Source organism: Mycolicibacterium gadium (assembly GCF_010728925.1).
In the GTDB taxonomy this organism is placed as follows: domain Bacteria; phylum Actinomycetota; class Actinomycetes; order Mycobacteriales; family Mycobacteriaceae; genus Mycobacterium; species Mycobacterium gadium.
On record NZ_AP022608.1, the window covers coordinates 4,917,848 to 4,934,024 of the forward strand.

General features: G+C 65.5%; 16 protein-coding genes. 12 read left to right on the top strand and 4 right to left on the bottom strand.

Features of this window, described 5'->3' with window-relative positions; all coding sequences use genetic code 11:
• The first annotated feature begins 4 nt into the window (after positions 1-4).
• The 4 genes from G6N36_RS24265 (at position 5) to G6N36_RS24280 (ending at position 4,356) form a co-directional block, all read left to right on the top strand.
• Positions 5-1,531 carry an aldehyde dehydrogenase family protein gene (locus tag G6N36_RS24265; RefSeq protein WP_163689317.1) on the top strand — a complete coding sequence of 509 codons (1,527 nt, stop codon included), beginning with the start codon at positions 5-7 and terminating at the stop codon, positions 1,529-1,531.
• A gap of 70 nt (positions 1,532-1,601) precedes the next feature.
• A complete protein-coding gene (gene ppk2, locus G6N36_RS24270) occupies positions 1,602-2,465 on the top strand; it encodes a polyphosphate kinase 2 (protein WP_163689318.1) in 864 nt (287 codons plus the stop codon).
• Positions 2,466-2,494: 29 nt separating this feature from the next.
• Complete coding sequence (locus G6N36_RS24275) at positions 2,495-3,349, top strand: hypothetical protein (RefSeq protein WP_163689319.1); 855 nt, start codon at positions 2,495-2,497, stop codon at positions 3,347-3,349.
• Positions 3,350-3,381: 32 nt separating this feature from the next.
• Entirely contained in the window at positions 3,382-4,356 is a 975-nt protein-coding gene (locus tag G6N36_RS24280) for a DUF2889 domain-containing protein (RefSeq protein ID WP_163689320.1), read from the top strand.
• Here G6N36_RS24280 and G6N36_RS24285 read toward each other — a convergent pair.
• Positions 4,353-5,255: a crotonase/enoyl-CoA hydratase family protein gene (locus G6N36_RS24285; RefSeq protein WP_163689321.1), complete on the bottom strand. Its 903-nt coding sequence runs from the start codon at positions 5,253-5,255 to the stop codon at positions 4,353-4,355. The two genes, G6N36_RS24280 and G6N36_RS24285, sit on opposite strands and share 4 nt — an antisense overlap.
• Before the next feature lie 103 nt (positions 5,256-5,358).
• Here G6N36_RS24285 and G6N36_RS24290 point away from each other — a divergent pair, with 103 nt between their 5' ends.
• Both G6N36_RS24290 and G6N36_RS24295 read left to right on the top strand, forming a co-directional pair.
• Positions 5,359-6,285: an EfeM/EfeO family lipoprotein gene (locus tag G6N36_RS24290; protein WP_163689322.1), complete on the top strand. Its 927-nt coding sequence runs from the start codon at positions 5,359-5,361 to the stop codon at positions 6,283-6,285.
• Positions 6,282-7,553, top strand: a complete 1,272-nt coding sequence (locus G6N36_RS24295) for a Dyp-type peroxidase (protein WP_163689323.1) — start codon at positions 6,282-6,284, stop codon at positions 7,551-7,553. Before G6N36_RS24290 ends, G6N36_RS24295 begins: the two co-directional genes overlap by 4 nt.
• On the opposite strand, the gene G6N36_RS24300 is transcribed toward G6N36_RS24295, so the two are convergent.
• A complete protein-coding gene (locus G6N36_RS24300) occupies positions 7,546-9,594 on the bottom strand; it encodes a prolyl oligopeptidase family serine peptidase (RefSeq protein ID WP_163689324.1) in 2,049 nt (682 codons plus the stop codon). The two genes, G6N36_RS24295 and G6N36_RS24300, sit on opposite strands and share 8 nt — an antisense overlap.
• Before the next feature lie 22 nt (positions 9,595-9,616).
• Here G6N36_RS24300 and adh point away from each other — a divergent pair, with 22 nt between their 5' ends.
• From adh to G6N36_RS24330, 6 genes are read left to right on the top strand one after another with little or no spacing between them, the layout of a single operon-like run.
• Positions 9,617-11,140, top strand: coding sequence for an aldehyde dehydrogenase (adh, locus tag G6N36_RS24305; RefSeq protein ID WP_163689325.1), 1,524 nt, complete (start codon positions 9,617-9,619; stop codon positions 11,138-11,140).
• Positions 11,140-11,685 carry a DUF779 domain-containing protein gene (locus tag G6N36_RS24310; protein ID WP_163689326.1) on the top strand — a complete coding sequence of 182 codons (546 nt, stop codon included), beginning with the start codon at positions 11,140-11,142 and terminating at the stop codon, positions 11,683-11,685. Before adh ends, G6N36_RS24310 begins: the two co-directional genes overlap by 1 nt.
• Before the next feature lie 26 nt (positions 11,686-11,711).
• Positions 11,712-11,990: a putative holin gene (locus tag G6N36_RS24315; RefSeq protein WP_163689327.1), complete on the top strand. Its 279-nt coding sequence runs from the start codon at positions 11,712-11,714 to the stop codon at positions 11,988-11,990.
• A 1-nt stretch (position 11,991) separates the two neighbouring features.
• The gene (locus G6N36_RS24320) at positions 11,992-12,450 is read left to right on the top strand and encodes a hypothetical protein (protein WP_163690871.1); all 459 of its coding nucleotides are present in this window, start codon (positions 11,992-11,994) and stop codon (positions 12,448-12,450) included.
• A 10-nt stretch (positions 12,451-12,460) separates the two neighbouring features.
• A complete protein-coding gene (gene lpdA, locus G6N36_RS24325; protein WP_163689328.1) occupies positions 12,461-13,855 on the top strand; it encodes a dihydrolipoyl dehydrogenase in 1,395 nt (464 codons plus the stop codon).
• Positions 13,816-14,124, top strand: coding sequence for a hypothetical protein (locus tag G6N36_RS24330; RefSeq protein WP_407938934.1), 309 nt, complete (start codon positions 13,816-13,818; stop codon positions 14,122-14,124). The genes lpdA and G6N36_RS24330 overlap by 40 nt, the downstream gene beginning before the upstream one ends.
• Here G6N36_RS24330 and G6N36_RS24335 read toward each other — a convergent pair.
• Together G6N36_RS24335 and ramB are read right to left on the bottom strand one after the other, a co-directional pair.
• Positions 14,121-14,672 carry a carboxymuconolactone decarboxylase family protein gene (locus tag G6N36_RS24335; RefSeq protein ID WP_163689330.1) on the bottom strand — a complete coding sequence of 184 codons (552 nt, stop codon included), beginning with the start codon at positions 14,670-14,672 and terminating at the stop codon, positions 14,121-14,123. The two genes, G6N36_RS24330 and G6N36_RS24335, sit on opposite strands and share 4 nt — an antisense overlap.
• Before the next feature lie 14 nt (positions 14,673-14,686).
• On the bottom strand, positions 14,687-16,114 hold the full coding sequence (gene ramB, locus G6N36_RS24340; protein ID WP_083124168.1) for an acetate metabolism transcriptional regulator RamB: 1,428 nt from the start codon (positions 16,112-16,114) through the stop codon (positions 14,687-14,689).
• Between the last annotated feature and the right edge of the window lie 63 nt (positions 16,115-16,177).

Sequence of the window (16,177 nt, forward strand, 5' to 3'; positions counted from 1 at the left end):
AGCCATGACCGCGACGCCAGATGTTGATCTGCCCCCGGAATCGCAAGCCAGCACTGTCCTTAATCCCGCGACCGGCGCTGTCGCCGGAACCGTGCGGTGGACGGACCCCGCCGACGTACCCCGCATCGCTGCGGGCCTGCGCCGGGCGCAACGCGAATGGGAGGCCCGCGGGCCCAAGGGCCGCGCCAAGGTGATGGCCCGCTTCGCCGTGTGGATGGGCGAGCACCGCGACGAGATCGAGCAGCTGCTGATCAAGGAGACCGGCAAGTCGGCGACCGACGCCGCTCAAGAGGTGCCATTGCTGATCATGATCGCCTCGTACTACATCAAGACGATGGAGAAGGCGCTGGCGCCTGAGTCCCGGCCCGCGTCGCTGCCCTTCCTGAACATCAAGAAGGTGACGGTCCACTACCGGCCGCGGCCGATCGTCGCCATCGTCGCACCGTGGAACTATCCCGTGGCCAACCTCCTGATGGACGGCATCGCCGCACTGGCGGCGGGCTGTGCGGTCCTGCTCAAACCTTCCGAGCGCACCCCGCTCACCGCTGAGCTGTTGTTGCGCGGCTGGGCGGACTCGGGCGCGCCCGAGGTCATGGCGATCGTCCAGGGCGCGCGGGAGGCCGTCGAGGCCGTCGTCGACAACGCCGACTACGTCCAGTTCACCGGGTCATCCGCGACAGGCGCCAAGGTCGCCGAGCGTGCGGCGCGTCGGCTCACGCCGGTGAGCCTCGAGCTCGGCGGCAAGGACCCGATGGTCGTGCTCGAGGACGCCGACATCGACCTGGCCGCGCACGCTGCGGTCTGGGGTGCGTTCTTCAACGCCGGCCAGACGTGTGTGTCCGTCGAGCGGGTGTACGTGCTCGAACCGGTTTACGACCAGTTCGTCGCCGCCGTCGTGCGCGACGTCAAGAACCTGAAGATGGGCGCGGGCGAGGGACACGACTTCGGCGCCCTGATCGACGACTCCCAGCTCGCCGTGACCGAGCGTCATGTCGCCGACGCCGTCGCCAAGGGCGCCAAGGTGCTCACCGGCGGCAAGCGCGCGACGGGCCCCGGCAGTTTCTATGAGCCGACGGTGCTCGTCGACGTCGACCACACGATGGACTGCATGACGGAGGAGACGTTCGGCCCGACGCTGCCCATCATGAAGGTCGCCTCTGTCGCCGAAGCGGTGCGGCTGGCGAACGACAGCCCGTACGGCCTGAGCGCGTCGGTGTTCTCGAAGGATATCGACCGCGCGAAAGACGTTGCGGTGGAATTGGATTGCGGGGCCGTGAACATCAACGACGTGATCTCGAACTTGATGTGCACCACGGCGCCGATGGGTGGCTGGAAGACATCGGGCATCGGAGCTCGCTTCGGCGGCGCGGACGGTCTGCGCAAGTTCTGCCGCCAGGAGGTTGTCGTCGCCCCGCGCACCAACATCGGCGCGGGCGGCAATTACTACAACAACTCGCTGCGGGCACTGAAGCGAATGAACACGATGATGACGAAGTTCGCGTTGATCCGGCCCAAGCGCACCGCCAAGTAACACCTCCGCGGCCACCTTTCGTTCATCTTTGCGTCACCCTCGCTTACGGGGGGGTCGATATTTTCTGCCGGTGACCGCGCTCAAGGGAACCGAGTACTACAGCGTCCGCGACGACGACGATGACGACCCCGTGCTGGTGCACCATCCCAGCGGATTCGAGATCGACACGTGGCGCGAGGGCTATCCGTATGACGAGCGCATGTCGCGCAATGACTACGAGGAGCAGAAGCGGCTGCTGCAGATCGAACTGCTGAAGCTGCAGAAGTGGAGCCAGGCCAACGGATTGCGTCACGTCATCGTGTTCGAGGGCCGTGACGCGGCGGGCAAAGGCGGCACCATCAAACGTTTCATGGAACACCTCAATCCGCGTGGCGCGCGGGTCGTCGCACTGGAGAAGCCCACTGAGCGCGAACGGACGCAGTGGTACTTCCAGCGTTACGTGACCCATTTGCCCGCCGCGGGCGAGATCGTCCTGTTCGACCGGTCCTGGTACAACCGCGCCGGCGTGGAGCGCGTCATGGGATTCTGCACGGCTGACCAGCACGAGGAGTTCATCCGACAGGCACCGCTGTTCGAGCAGATGCTGGTCAACGACGGCATCAGTCTCACCAAGCTGTGGTTCTCGGTGACGCGGGGGGAGCAGCGCACCCGCTTCACCATTCGCCAGGTCGACCCGGTGCGGCAGTGGAAGCTGTCGCCGACGGATCTCGCGTCGCTGGACAAGTGGGACGCCTACACCGCGGCCAAGGAGGACATGTTCGAGCTCACCGACACCGACATCGCGCCTTGGACGGTCGTCAAGAGCAACGACAAGAAGCGTGCTCGCATCAACGCCATGCGCCACGTCCTCGGTAAGTTCGACTACGACAACAAGGACCGCGAGGTGGTCGCCGAGGCGGACCCCCTCATCGTGGGACGTGCACTGGCTGACTGATTTCCGCCGCGTCCCGTTAAGGAGGATGCGTGCGGTTCGTCGCGACGATGTTCCTGTGGCTGGTCACGACCGTTCTGCTGGCTGTGGCCGTCCCGACCATGTGGGCGCAGCGCAACGTGGTGAGCGAGGACGGGTACGCCGCGCTGTCCGCGGCCGCGGCGCAGGATCCGAAGCTGCAGCGCGCGATGGCGTCGGAGTTGACGGCGCAGATCCGCGGCTTCGCCGCCGACAACGGGTACGGCACCCTCAACACCGAGCTCGTCGGAAACGTCGTCACCGCCTACACCGGCAATGACGGATTCCCCGGCCAGTTTGCGCAGGCCAATCGCATTGCGCACCGCTGGATGTTCACCGACACGGTCCAGGCGGAGGACGGCTCGGGCGACCGTTGGCTCATCGACATCGCGCCGATGCTCAACGATCCGTCGATCACGGAGACGCTCGGCGATCTCGACTTGGACGTTCCGCAGACGCTGACGGTGCCGATCACAGTGCCCGAATCGTCAGAGCTGCGGCCAGGCCAGCTACGGCTGTTGTCGACGTGGGGTCCGTGGGTCAGTGTGGGATCGACGGTATTGGCGGGCATCTCGGCGCTGCTGATGCTGGCGGCAGCCCGATCACGCGGCAAAGCACTTGTATCGCTTGGTATTTCGGCTCTGTTGGTGGGGGCCGGGGGGTGGGCGGCGTTGGAAGCGTCTCGCCGCTTCGTCGACGACGCACTGAACCAGACGGCAGGCGACATCCGGCAGATCGCGGACGTGATGGTCGGCCAGGCCGAATTGAGCGCGCACCACTGGCTGAACCTGACACTGGCCGCGGGCGGTGTGCTCGTGGTGTTCGGGGTCGCGGTGGCGATGCTGGGCGGTCTGCGCCGGCGGGAGTAGACGTCGCCGTCCTCCCGGGTACCGTTCTGCCCATGCCATTCGTGTCGGACATCGCGGGACCTCAGGAGCCTGTCCAGGCACCGGCGCCGCTGGTCGCGGGTTCCTTTCGCCGCACCAGCACCATCGACACGCATCCGGCTCAGTTCGGTGACTCCGACGTGGACCTGCGGGCGCGCGATGTGGTGGCGCGGGACGCCGTCGAGGTGCTGGGCGAGACGCGGATTCGGGCCCACCTATCGCAAGGCGTGATCGAGAGCATCGAGTCCGCCCCGCGCGACGGGCGACTGGACCGGTTGCTGGGCAGCCGCGTCGGCCCCGGATTCCGCTCCGCGGTGGGCAAGCTGCTCCCCGGTGAGGCGCAGCGCGCGAGCAGGCTGCACCTGTTGCTCGACGACTGGGTCGGTGCGGCTCTGGTATCCGGCTACGCGGTGCAGCACGCGGCGATCGTTCTCGGCGTCGAGGAGAAGTTGCCCGCCGGCACCGCAGACCGCATGGCGGGCATCTGCGCGGGGTTCGCGCCGGAGGCTTCGCTCATCGATTACGCCAAGCGGTACGACGTCATTCCGTCGGTCCACGGCCCGGTGGCACCGCCGCTGGATGGTCTGCACCCCGTGGATGCTCTGCGCGCGCACGGCATGCGCCGGTTCCGGCGTCTCGATCTTGTTCCCGCGGAGGGCGATTCCGCGGGATTCCAGGCGCACTTCCGGGATTCACATCTCGACGGCGAAGGTGTCGAGACGATCGTGCACGAGTACACCGTCGCCGGCACTGTGGACACCTCGACGCGCACCATCACGTCGGTCACGGCCGACGTGCGGGTGCTGCCGTGGCAGGAGTGTCCCGGCGCCATCGGAAGTGCCCACCGGGTGCGGGGAATGGCGTTGTCTGAGTTGCGTGAGCGTATCCGCGGCGAGTTCGTCGGCACCACGACCTGTACGCATCTCAACGACACGCTGCGCAGTATCGCCGATCTCGATGCGCTGCTGAACCTGCGCGCCGGTCTCTAGGGTTCGATGATGTGCGACGGATCGGGCCTGCGGTCCGGCGGCGCCTGGCTGTAGTCGCCCCACGGTCCGTCTCGTTCCTCGATGGCGGCCCGAACACCTTGTGAGCCAGCGGTTTCGATGAATGCCAGGGCATCTGGCGTGTTGCGCATCAACCCGTCGAGGATGGCGCCGAGGGTCTGGGTCGAGGCCAGCCCCATGTTCTCGTAGGCCTGGTTGACGACGAGCTTCTGGGCCTGGAGTTGAGAAACCGGGATCCGGGCGAGTTTGTCGGCGATCTCTTTCACCCGGGCCTCGAGTTTCTCGAACGGCACGGACTCGTTGATGAGTTCGACTGCGGCGGCTTCTTTCCCGGTCAACGGCTCCCCGGTCAGCGAGTGCCACTTCACCTTCGCCAGGCTCAGTCGGTACAGCCACATGCCGGTGAGGTACGCGCCCCACATGCGGGCATAGGGCGTGCCGATAACGGCGTCATCGCTGGCGATGACGATGTCCGCGCACAGGGCGTAGTCGCTGGCGCCGCCGACGCACCAGCCGTGGACTTGGGCGATGACGGGTTTGGACGCTCGCCAGATCGCCATGAACTTCTGCGTGGGTCCGGTCTCGCGGGCGCTGACCATCGCGAAATCCTTGCCCGGATCCCAGCGGCCGTCGGTGTTCATCGCCTCGCCCCAGTGCTGGAACCCGCCACCGAAGTCGTATCCGCCGGAGAACGCGCGACCGGCGCCGCGGAGCACGATCACCTTGATCGACGGGTCGCGTTCGGCCAGCCCGATGGCCTTTTCTATTTCGTCGGGCATCGGCGGGACGATGGTATTGAGCTGCTCGGGCCGGTTCAGGGTGATGGTCGCGACATGTGACCCGGTCTTGTAGAGCAGGGTTTCGAACGTCGGCGTCGACATAGGGGAAGTCTGGCAGCCTCGCCGCGTTCCCGAAATTTAGGTGTGCCTACCCTACGGCCTGCGGGAATGCTATGTTTTGGCTTTCCTAACTTAGAGGGTGCAAATGAATCGCTATTTCGCATGGTCGGTGCCGGTCGTAGCCTGGAGCCTCATCCTCTCGGGCTGCTCCAGCGACACGGGCAGTTCCGAAGAGACGTCGAGCGCCAGCGCGACGACGACCTCGTCGAGTGCCGCCGCTGCCGCTCCCGATCCGCTGGCCGAGCAGGCCGCTGCGGAGTACAAGACGTACGCCATCGGTCAGGTCGACGAACTCGTGGGCGTGGTCAAGGTGTTCACCGACGCCGTTCGCGCGAACAATCTGCAGGCCGCGCAGGACGCGTACGCGCCGTCCCGCGTTCCCTGGGAGCGCATCGAGCCGCTGGCCGGCCTCGTCGAGGAGATCGACGGCAAGGTCGACGCGCGAGTCGATGACTTCGCGGGCGTCGACGACGCGGAGTTCACCGGCTGGCACCGCCTCGAATATCTGCTGTTCCAGCAGAACACGACCGAGGGTGGCGCCCCCTTCGCCGATCAGCTCGACGCAGACATCGCGGCCCTCAAGGAGCAGTTCCCCTCGGTCGAGGTGAAGCCGGTCGACGTTGCGACCGGTGCGGCCGAGCTGATCGAAGAGGTCTCCGAAGGCAAGATCACCGGTGAGGAGGACCGCTACTCCAAGACCGACCTGTGGGACTTCGACGCCAACCTGCAGGGCTCGCAGGCCGCCGTCGACAAGTTGAAGCCGGCTCTGGAGAAGGCTGATCCGGAGCTGCTCGGCAAGATCGAGACCGGCTTCGCCGACATCAACGCCACGCTGCAGCCGCTGCGCCGCGGCGACGGCTGGGTGCTCTACTGCACGGAGAACGACCCCTACCCGTCGCCTCGCTGCACCGGCGTGACCGTTGACCCGCCGACCATCGACAAGCTCAAGGCGCAGCTGGCCGGCCTGTCGGAAAATGTGTCCCAGGTCGCGGGGGTCTTGAAGCTGTCGTGACCGAGACGCCGTCGCGCCGGGGTATCTCGCGGCGTGGATTCGTCACGGGCGCCCTGAGCGCGGGAGCGGGCGCCGCTGTTGGCGCCGGCGCCACGTACGCGTTGTCGGACTCCACGCGACGGGAGTACCTCGGGCCCCCCAGCCAGAAGACCTTCGTTCCGTTCGAGGGCGTTCATCAGACCGGCGTGACGGCGTTGCCGATACCCGAGCAGGGGCTGGTGGCGTCTTTCAATGTCCAATCGAAGGACCGCGCAGGGCTGACGACGGCGCTCAAGGAGCTCACCGAGGAGATCCGCGGGCTGATGGCCGGCAAGCCGCCGGAACCGCGGGATGCCGCGTATCCGCCGGTGGACTCGGGCATCCTCGGCGAAAAGCCGCCCGCCGACAATCTGTCGATCGTCGTCGGTGTCGGGGCCTCGCTGTTCGACGACCGGTTCGGGCTCGCCGATCGCAAGCCCAAAGAGCTGGAAACGATGCCGTTCCTGGCCAACGACCGGCTCGACCCCAAGCTCTCGCATGGGGACATCTCGGTCATCTTCGAGGCCGGGCACAACGACACCGTCCAGTTCGCGTTGCGCCAGTTGATGAGGCGGACGCGAAGTGACCTGGTGCTGCGATGGATGATCGACGGCTACGCCCGCGGCATCGGTGCGGGGCAGGTCTCAGAAGCGGCCACTCCCCGAAACCTGTTGGGATTCAAGGACGGGACATCCAACCTCGACGTCGACGACGCAGCCCTGATGGATCGTCACGTGTGGGTGGGTGCCGAGGACGGCGAACCCGACTGGGCGGTCGGCGGTTCGTATCAGGCGATTCGCATCATCCGGAACTTCGTCGAATTCTGGGACCGCACCCGGCTCATCGAGCAGGAGCAGCTCATCGGGCGGGAAAAGGTCAGCGGCGCACCGCTGGGCCTGTCGGGTGAGTTCACCGATCCCGACTATCGGTCAGACCCCGACGGCAAGCGGATCCCGCTCGACGCGCACATCCGCCTGGCCAATCCCCGCACCCCCGAAACCGACGAAAACCGCATCCTGCGAAGGGGATTCAACTATTCACGCGGCTTCGACGGTGCCGGTCGACTGGATCAGGGACTGGCGTTCGTCGCCTATCAGCGGAGCCTGGAAAAGGGCTTTCTCACCGTGCAACGCCGACTCAAGGGTGAGCCGCTGGAGGAGTACATCATGCCGGTCGGCGGCGGGTTCTTCTTCATCCTGCCTGGCGTGACGGGGCCCGACCGGTTCCTGGGCGATCTACTGGTCAAGTGAGCATCGACCACAGGTACTCGTAGGTCAGCGCGGACTTGAAGGCCGTCTGCGCGTTGTCGGCGGCACCGGCGTGCCCGCCCTCGATGTTCTCGTAGTAGTCCACCGAATGCCCCAGCTGTTCCAGTGCCGCCGCCATCTTCCTGGCATGGCCCGGGTGCACGCGATCGTCGCGGGTCGACGTGGTGATCAGCACCGGCGGGTAGCGCCGGTCCGTCGAAATATTCTGGTACGGCGAATATTCGGAGATGAACGCCCAGTCGTCGGGGTCATCCGGATCGCCGTACTCGGCCATCCACGAGGCGCCGGCGAGCAGCAGGTGGAAGCGGCGCATGTCCAGCAGGGGCACACTGCACACCAGCGCTCCGAACAGTTCGGGATAACGCGTCAGCATGACGCCCATCAGAAGACCGCCGTTGCTGCCACCCTGGGCGCCCAGCTGGTCGACGGTCGTGACCCCACGGTCGACGAGGTCGCGCGCCACCGCGGCGAAGTCTTCGTACACCAGATGCCTGTTCTCACGCATCGCCTGGGTGTGCCACGTCGGGCCGTACTCGCCTCCGCCGCGGATGTTCGCCAGCACGTAGGTGCCGCCGCGGGCGAGCCACAGCCGGCCGAGCACCCCGGCGTAGCCCGGGGTGTTGGCGACCTCGAACCCGCCGTATCCGCCGAGCAAAGTCGGTCCAGGACCGGTTGAACCACGGTGGCCGACCACGAAGTACGGAATCTTCGTGCCATCGGCCGACGCCACGAAATGCTGTGTGACTTCGATATCGGCGGCGTCGAAGAAGGCGGGCGCGCTCTTGATCGTCGCCACCTCGCTACCTGCCTGTCCCCACAGCAACTGCGACGGTGTATCGAATCCGCTTGAGTCCAAGAACATCTCGTCACCGTGCTCGTCGATGTCCACGAGCACGGTGTTGGTGTTCGGCGGGATGCCGGGGATCTCCGAGCGCTCCCACGTGCCGGGGGTGACGAGTTCCACGTGGCTCGACACGTCGACCAGCGTGACGAGCACCAGGTGGTCTCGCGTCCACGCGTAGTTGTCCAGGCTGGAATGCTCGTCGGGTTCGAAGACGACGGTCAGTTCCCGGGTGCCGGAGAGGAAATCGTCGTAACGGACCGCCAGCAGTGAGCCAGGACGATAGGTGGTGCCGTCGACCGTCCACTCGGTTCGCGGGCGGATCAGTAGCCATTCGCGGTGCACCGACATGCCGGCATCGGTGGGTATCTCGATGCGGATCAAGTCGTCGCCGCGAAGCTCGAAACGGTCGCGGTTGAAGAAGTCGAAAGATCGTGTGATGAACAGCCGTTCGAAGCCCGGCGTCGAATCGTAGCCACCGCCGACGCTCACGTCCGAAGCCACACCCTCGAACAGCGTCTGGGCATTATCGAGTGGCTCGCCGCGACGCCAGCGTTTGGCGATCCGGGGATAGCCGGACTCCGTCATCGAATCGGGGCCGAAATCGGTGCCTACCAGCACCGTGTCCCGGTCCTGCCATGCGACGCCGGACTTGGCTTCGGGCAGTTCGAATCCGTTGGCAACGAATTGCCTTGTCGACATGTCGAATTCGCGCACCACGGTGGCGTCGGCGCCGCCCCTGGACAGCTCGATCAAGGCCAGACGGTGATCGGGTTCGAGGACGTCCGCGCCGGCCCAAACCCAGTTCTCATCCTCGGCGTCGGAGAGCGCGTCGACGTCGAGGATCACGTCCCAGTCGGGTTCGGAAGTGCGGTAACTGTCCAGCGTGGTGCGCCGCCACACCCCGCGCGGATTGGCCGCGTCGCGCCAGAAGTTGTACAGGTGATCGCCACGCCGCCGCACGTACGGGATCCGCGCCTCGGTGTCGAGGACCTCGAGCGCTTCGGTACGCATCTGCTCGAAGCGGGGTCCGCCGAACTTGGCGATGGTCGGCTCGTTGTGCGCGCGCACCCAGTTCAGCGCGTCGTCGCCGGTGATGTCCTCGAGCCACAGATAGGGGTCTTGCGCCACAACACCATTGTGGCCACCCGGCGTAATGTGAGCCTCGTTACACCCGTCCATCCGCGCTTAGAGGGAGTCGTCGATGACTGTCTATGCCCGTCCTGGTTCCACCGACGCCCTGATGTCGTACGAGTCGCGGTATGGCAATTTCATCGGCGGGGAATGGGTGCCGCCCGCGTCAGGCGAATACTTCGAGAATCCGACGCCCGTGACCGGCCAGCCGTTCTGCGAGATCCCGCGCTCGAACGAGGCGGACATCGACAAGGCGCTCGACGCCGCGCATGGTGCGGCGACCGCGTGGGGCAAGACGGCGGCCGGCGAGCGCGCGAACATTCTCAACCGGATCGCCGACCGCATCGAGTCCAATCTCGAATCGCTCGCGCTGGCCGAATCGTGGGACAACGGCAAGCCGGTGCGCGAGACGCTGAACGCCGACCTGCCGTTGGCGGTCGATCACTTCCGGTATTTCGCGGGCGCCATCCGCGCACAAGAAGGCTCGCTGTCGGAGATCGACGTAGACACCGTGGCGTATCACTTCCATGAACCGCTCGGCGTCGTCGGCCAGATCATCCCGTGGAACTTCCCGATCCTGATGGCGGTGTGGAAGCTGGCTCCCGCGCTGGCGGCGGGAAACGCGGTGGTACTCAAGCCTGCCGAGCAGACCCCCGCGTCGATCCTCTACCTGATGAGCCTGATCGGTGACCTGCTGCCCGCCGGCGTCTTGAACGTGGTCAACGGCTTCGGTTTCGAGGCGGGCAAGCCGCTCGCGTCGTCGAATCGCATCGCGAAGATCGCGTTCACCGGCGAGACCACCACCGGCCGGCTGATCATGCAGTACGCATCGCAGAACCTGATTCCGGTGACGTTGGAGCTGGGCGGCAAAAGCCCCAACATCTTCTTCAGCGATGTGATGGCCGCCAACGACGACTATCAGGACAAGGCGCTGGAGGGTTTCACGATGTTCGCCCTCAACCAGGGCGAGGTGTGCACCTGCCCGTCGCGCAGCCTGATCCAGGCCGACATCTACGACGACTTCCTCGCGATGGCGGCCATTCGCACCAAGGCGGTCCGGCAGGGTGATCCGCTGGACACCGAGACGATGATTGGGTCGCAGGCATCCAACGATCAGCTGGAAAAGGTGTTGTCCTACATCGAGGTTGGCAAAGACGAGGGTGCTCGGGTGGTGACCGGTGGCGAGCGTGCGCAGCTCGGCGGCGATCTCAACGGCGGCTACTACGTGCAGCCGACGATCTTCGAGGGCAACAACAAGATGCGCATCTTCCAGGAAGAGATCTTCGGACCCGTCGTCGCGGTCACGTCGTTCAAGGACTACGACGACGCGATCGGCATCGCCAACGACACCCTGTACGGACTCGGCGCGGGCGTGTGGAGCCGGGACGGGAACACCGCGTACCGGGCCGGACGCGACATCAAGGCCGGCCGGGTATGGACCAACTGCTACCACCAGTACCCCGCGCATGCGGCCTTCGGCGGCTACAAGCAGTCGGGCATCGGCCGCGAGAACCACAAGATGATGCTCGACCACTACCAGCAGACCAAGAACCTGCTCGTCTCCTACTCCAACAAAGCCCAAGGGTTCTTCTGATGAGTGATTTCGGTGCGGAAACGTTCGCTCAGCGATCGTCTGCGCACCCAAATCGCCATCCGACCCCGCCTCGTGCGCTGATCACCCAGGCGGCCGCGGATCTGCTTGCGCGGCTGCAGGGGCGACACGGCGCGCTGATGTTCCATCAGTCGGGCGGATGCTGCGACGGGTCGTCGCCCATGTGTTACCCCGAGGGTGAGTTCCTCGTCGGGGACCGCGACGTGCTGCTCGCCGTGTTCGACGTCGGCGAAGGGGTTCCGGTGTGGATCTCTGGGCCGCAGTTCGAGGCGTGGAAGCACACGCAATTGGTCATCGATGTCGTCCCCGGCAGGGGAGGGGGCTTCAGCGTCGAAGCGCCCGAAGGCATGCGGTTCCTTTCCCGCGGGCGCGCGTTCAACAGCGACGAGAACGACGTGCTGAACGCCGAGGAGCTGGTGACCGGTGCGGACTTCGCGCTAGGCAAAAGGCCGCCGCGCGCCGGTACGCACATCGTCGCGGAAGCCGTCGACGCGTGCGCAATTCCCGGGCGTGCCTCGAACGCCTAGCGTTTTCTCGGCGTTAACCTCAAAGGGTGATACCGCTGCCCCGCCCGCGGTTGCTGACCAGCGCTCTGCTGATCGGCACGGCGGTCGGGCTGCTACTCGGTATCGGCGCGAGCCTGGTGGTGACCGCCAAAGTTCGTCCTGACGTGGTGATCGCCCTTGTGGTTGGCATACCCGCCGTGATCGGCATGCTGACGATCTTGTTGTCGCGCCGACGGTGGCTGACGGCGTTCGGCGCCTTTGTCATCGCCATCTCGCCGGGCTGGTTCGGCGCGCTGGTGGCAATACAGACGGTGAATGGTGCTTGACGTGGACCGCGACCTGCTAACCGAAGACACCCAAGAGTTCACGCCATCGTGGGATACCGGCGAACTAGCGGTCGTCGATGCCGCACCTTCGGAGCCGTTACCGATACCGGCCCCTCCGGTGGTGGTGCCGGGCAACTACCAGTACCTCAAACGCTGGCGCTTCGTGCTGGTCGTGGCATGCGTGTGGGCGGTCGCGGCCGCCGCGGGGTGGGGACTCTATTACTGGTGGTACCACTCGATCGACAAGACGGCGTCGGAGTTCGTGGTGCTGGTGTTCCTGATTCTGTGCACCGTTGTCGGCCTGCTCGTCGCGATGGTGCCCAACAGGCCGATCGCGTCCGCTGTGGCCATCGCATTCACGTCGGCGCCGCTGGCCGCGACGGCAGGCGCCGCCGTGCTGCACGGTCTCTACTTCTGCGAATGGGCCACTCGCTGTTTCGTGGGGCTGATCCCTTACTAGAGTTGAGCGTGTGACCCACTATGACGTCGTCGTTCTCGGAGCCGGCCCCGGCGGATACGTCGCTGCCATTCGCGCCGCCCAACTCGGACTGAACACCGCAGTCGTCGAGCCCAAGTACTGGGGCGGGGTGTGCCTCAACGTCGGATGTATCCCGTCCAAGTCGCTGCTCCGCAACGCGGAGCTTTCGCACATCATCACTAAGGAAGCCAAGCTCTTCGGCATCAGCGGTGAAGCCAGCATGGACTACGGCGTCGCGTTCGACCGCAGTCGCAAGGTCGCCGACGGTCGTGTCGCCGGTGTGCACTTCCTGATGAAGAAGAACAAGATCACCGAGATCCACGGCTACGGGAAGTTCTCCGACGCCAACACACTCGAGGTCGACCTCAACGAGGGCGGCAGCGAAAAAGTCACTTTCGACAATTGCATCATCGCCACCGGCAGCAGCACCCGATTGGTGCCCGGTACGTCGCTCTCGGAGAACGTCGTCACCTACGAAAAGCTGATCATGACGCGCGAGTTGCCGTCCTCGGTCGTCATCGCCGGCGCCGGGGCGATAGGCATGGAATTCGGCTACGTGCTCAACAACTTCGGCGTCGACGTGACCATCGTCGAGTTCTTACCGCGGGCGCTGCCGAACGAGGACGCCGAGGTATCCAAGGAGATCGAGAAGCAGTTCAAGAAGCTGGGTGTCAAGATCCGCACCGGGACGAAGGTCGAGGCCATCGCAGATGATGGATCGGCGGTCACCGTCACCGTCAGCAAGGACGGTAAGTCCGAGGAGATCAAAGCCGATAAGGTGTTGCAGGCCATCGGTTTTGCGCCCAACATCGAGGGCTACGGACTGGACGTCACCGGCGTGGAGGTCACCGACCGCAAGGCCATCGGGATCGACGACTACATGCGCACCAACGTGCCGCACATCTACGCCATCGGCGATGTCACCGGGAAACTGATGTTGGCCCACGTCGCCGAGGCCATGGGCGTGGTTGCGGCCGAAACCATCGCTGGTGCAGAGACTTTGGCGCTTGGCGACTACCGGATGCTGCCGCGTGCCACGTTCTGCCAGCCGCAGGTCGCCAGCTTCGGACTCACCGAGGAGCAGGCCCGCGACGAGGGTTACGACGTCAAGGTCGCCAAGTTCCCGCTCACCGCGAACGCGAAGGCGCACGGTCTGGGTGATCCGAGTGGGTTCGTGAAGCTGATCGCCGACGGGAAGTACGGCGAGCTGCTCGGCGGTCACCTGATCGGGCACGACGTCTCGGAACTACTGCCGGAGCTGACCCTGGCGCAGAAGTGGGACCTCACGGTCAACGAGCTGACACGCAACGTGCATACCCACCCGACGCTGTCGGAAGCCCTGCAGGAATGCTTCCACGGCTTGGCCGGCCACATGATCAACTTTTGACGGCGGCGATCTGGGTCGCCGGGATCGGCGGGTTGGTGGTCGGTCACGTCCTGTGGCTGGCCGGGATCACGGCTGCGACGTCCACCGCGACCGTCAGCTCGTGGGTGCTGTTGGTAGCGGCCGTTTCGTTCGTGATCGGCGGCATCGTCGGTGCGCTCGGGTGGCGCGCATACCGGCGGAAGTCGGACGTATGGGCGGCGTTCCTCTGCGGATTGCCGATCGCACCGGTATTGCTCTCGCTGGTGGTTCTCGGCGTGACGTACCTCTAGTCGGGGAAGTCCAGCGGCACGTTCAACGTGGTGATGGTCGCGGCCAGCCCGTCGTATTGGGCGGCCAGCATGCAGAACTCGATGAGCTGCGGCTTGGTGAGGTGCCGGGCCAACACCGCCCATGTCTCCGGTGACACGCCACGGGTGACGACGAACTCGTCGGTGGCGGTGATGAGTGCGCGCTGTCTGTCGGTCAACCCGTCCGCATCGGGACCTTCGAAGATTTTGGCCTGGATCTCGGGACCGAGGCCGCGGCTGCGGGCCAGCCGGCGGTGCTGCTGCAGTTCGTACTCGCAGTTGCGGAGGTGACCGACCCGCAGGATGACGGTCTCCGCGTCGCGCACCGGCAGCTTGGACAGCATCCCCAGCAGCAGTCCGCTGTAGGGCAGCCAGGCCAGGAACAGAAGCCGGTGCTGGCCAAGCACATTGAAGAGGCTGAACCTCGGCGCGCGGATCGCCCTGGCGCCGAGCTTGGCGATCGCCCAGCCGAACGGTCCGAGTTCCTTGAATCCGCCCGGCGCAATGCGCACGGGCTCGATTTCGCTCACCGGAGCGAGTCTAACTAGGACTGCTTGACGAGATAGGGCGACACAGTGCTGCGGTGCTCGTCGATGTCCAGCGCCCGTCCGAGCGCCGGGAAGGCCCGCTGTGGACAGTTGTCCCGTTCGCAGACGCGGCAGCCGGCGCCGATCGGAGTCGAGTTGTCGCCCGACAGATCCAGGCCCTCCGAGTAGACCAGTCGGTGCGCGTGCCGTAACTCGCAGCCGAGGCCGATCGCGAAGGTCTTCCCCGGCTGGCCGTAGCGGTGGGCACGGCGCTCGACGGTGCGGGCCACCCACATGTAGTTGCGCCCATCGGGCATCTGCGCGATCTGCACCCCGATCTTGCCTGGGCTTGCGAAGGTCTCGTAGACATTCCACAGCGGGCAGGTTCCACCGCTCGACGAGAAGTGAAAGCCCGTGGCGGACTGCCGCTTTGACATGTTTCCCGCGCGGTCGACTCGGACGAATGAGAGGGGAACCCCCCGCATCGAGGGTCGCTGCAGAGTGGACAATCGGTGCGCGATCGTTTCGAACGAGACGGCGTAGAAAGCCGAGAGGCGTTCGACGTCGTAACGGAACTTTTCGGCGACTTCGTGAAACTGCCGGTACGGCAACACTGTTGCGGCCGCGAAGTAATTCGCGAGACCCAGACGCGCGAGCACGGTCGACTCCTCGCTGGTGAAGTTGCCCTCGTCCACCAGCTTGTCGATCAACCCACCGAACTCCAGATACGCCAGCTCCGCGGCCATCCTGAAGACCGTCTGCCCCGACGACAGGTGACCGCTGATCTCCAGGGTCTTCGACACCGGGTCGTATCGGTGCAACACGGTGCCGCCCAAGTCGATTTGCTGCTTGATGTGCACACCGTGGACCCTGGTCAGCCGGTCGGCCAGCTCACGCGTCAGCTCCGCACGGTGCATCCGCATCCGGATCGTGAGGTCCTCGGCGGCGGTGTCGAGCTCGTGCAAATAGTTCTGCCGCTGATAGAAGTAGTCGCGGACCTCCTCGTGCGGCATCGTGATCGCGCCAGACCCAGAGCTCAAGCCGCTGCTGTCGGAGTGCCTGTCCTCGGTTGCGGCGGCCAGCTGCGCGGTGGTCAACCGGTAGCGTCGGTGCAGATTCACCATGGCGTGCGCCAGCGCCGGATGCGAGCTGACCATGTCCGAGATCTCGGCAAGGTCGACGTCGATCGCCACGTCACGATCGAGGGTCACCTCGCGCAGCTCGGCGACCAGCCGGGTGTCGTCCTCGGAGGCGAAGAACGTCGCATCCACCCCGAACACCTCGGTGATCCGCAGCAGCACCGACACGGTCAGCGGACGGACGTCGTGCTCGATCTGGTTGAGATAACTCGGCGAGATTCCCAGCATCTGGGCCAGTGCCGCCTGGCTGTAGCCCCGTTCTCCGCGGAGTTGCCGGACACGGGAGCCGACGAACGTTTTTGCCACGTCAACCAGCGTAACAACGCTGCGAAGCGTGCCTTCGCATTGTTGGCAGTTCACGCGCTATGG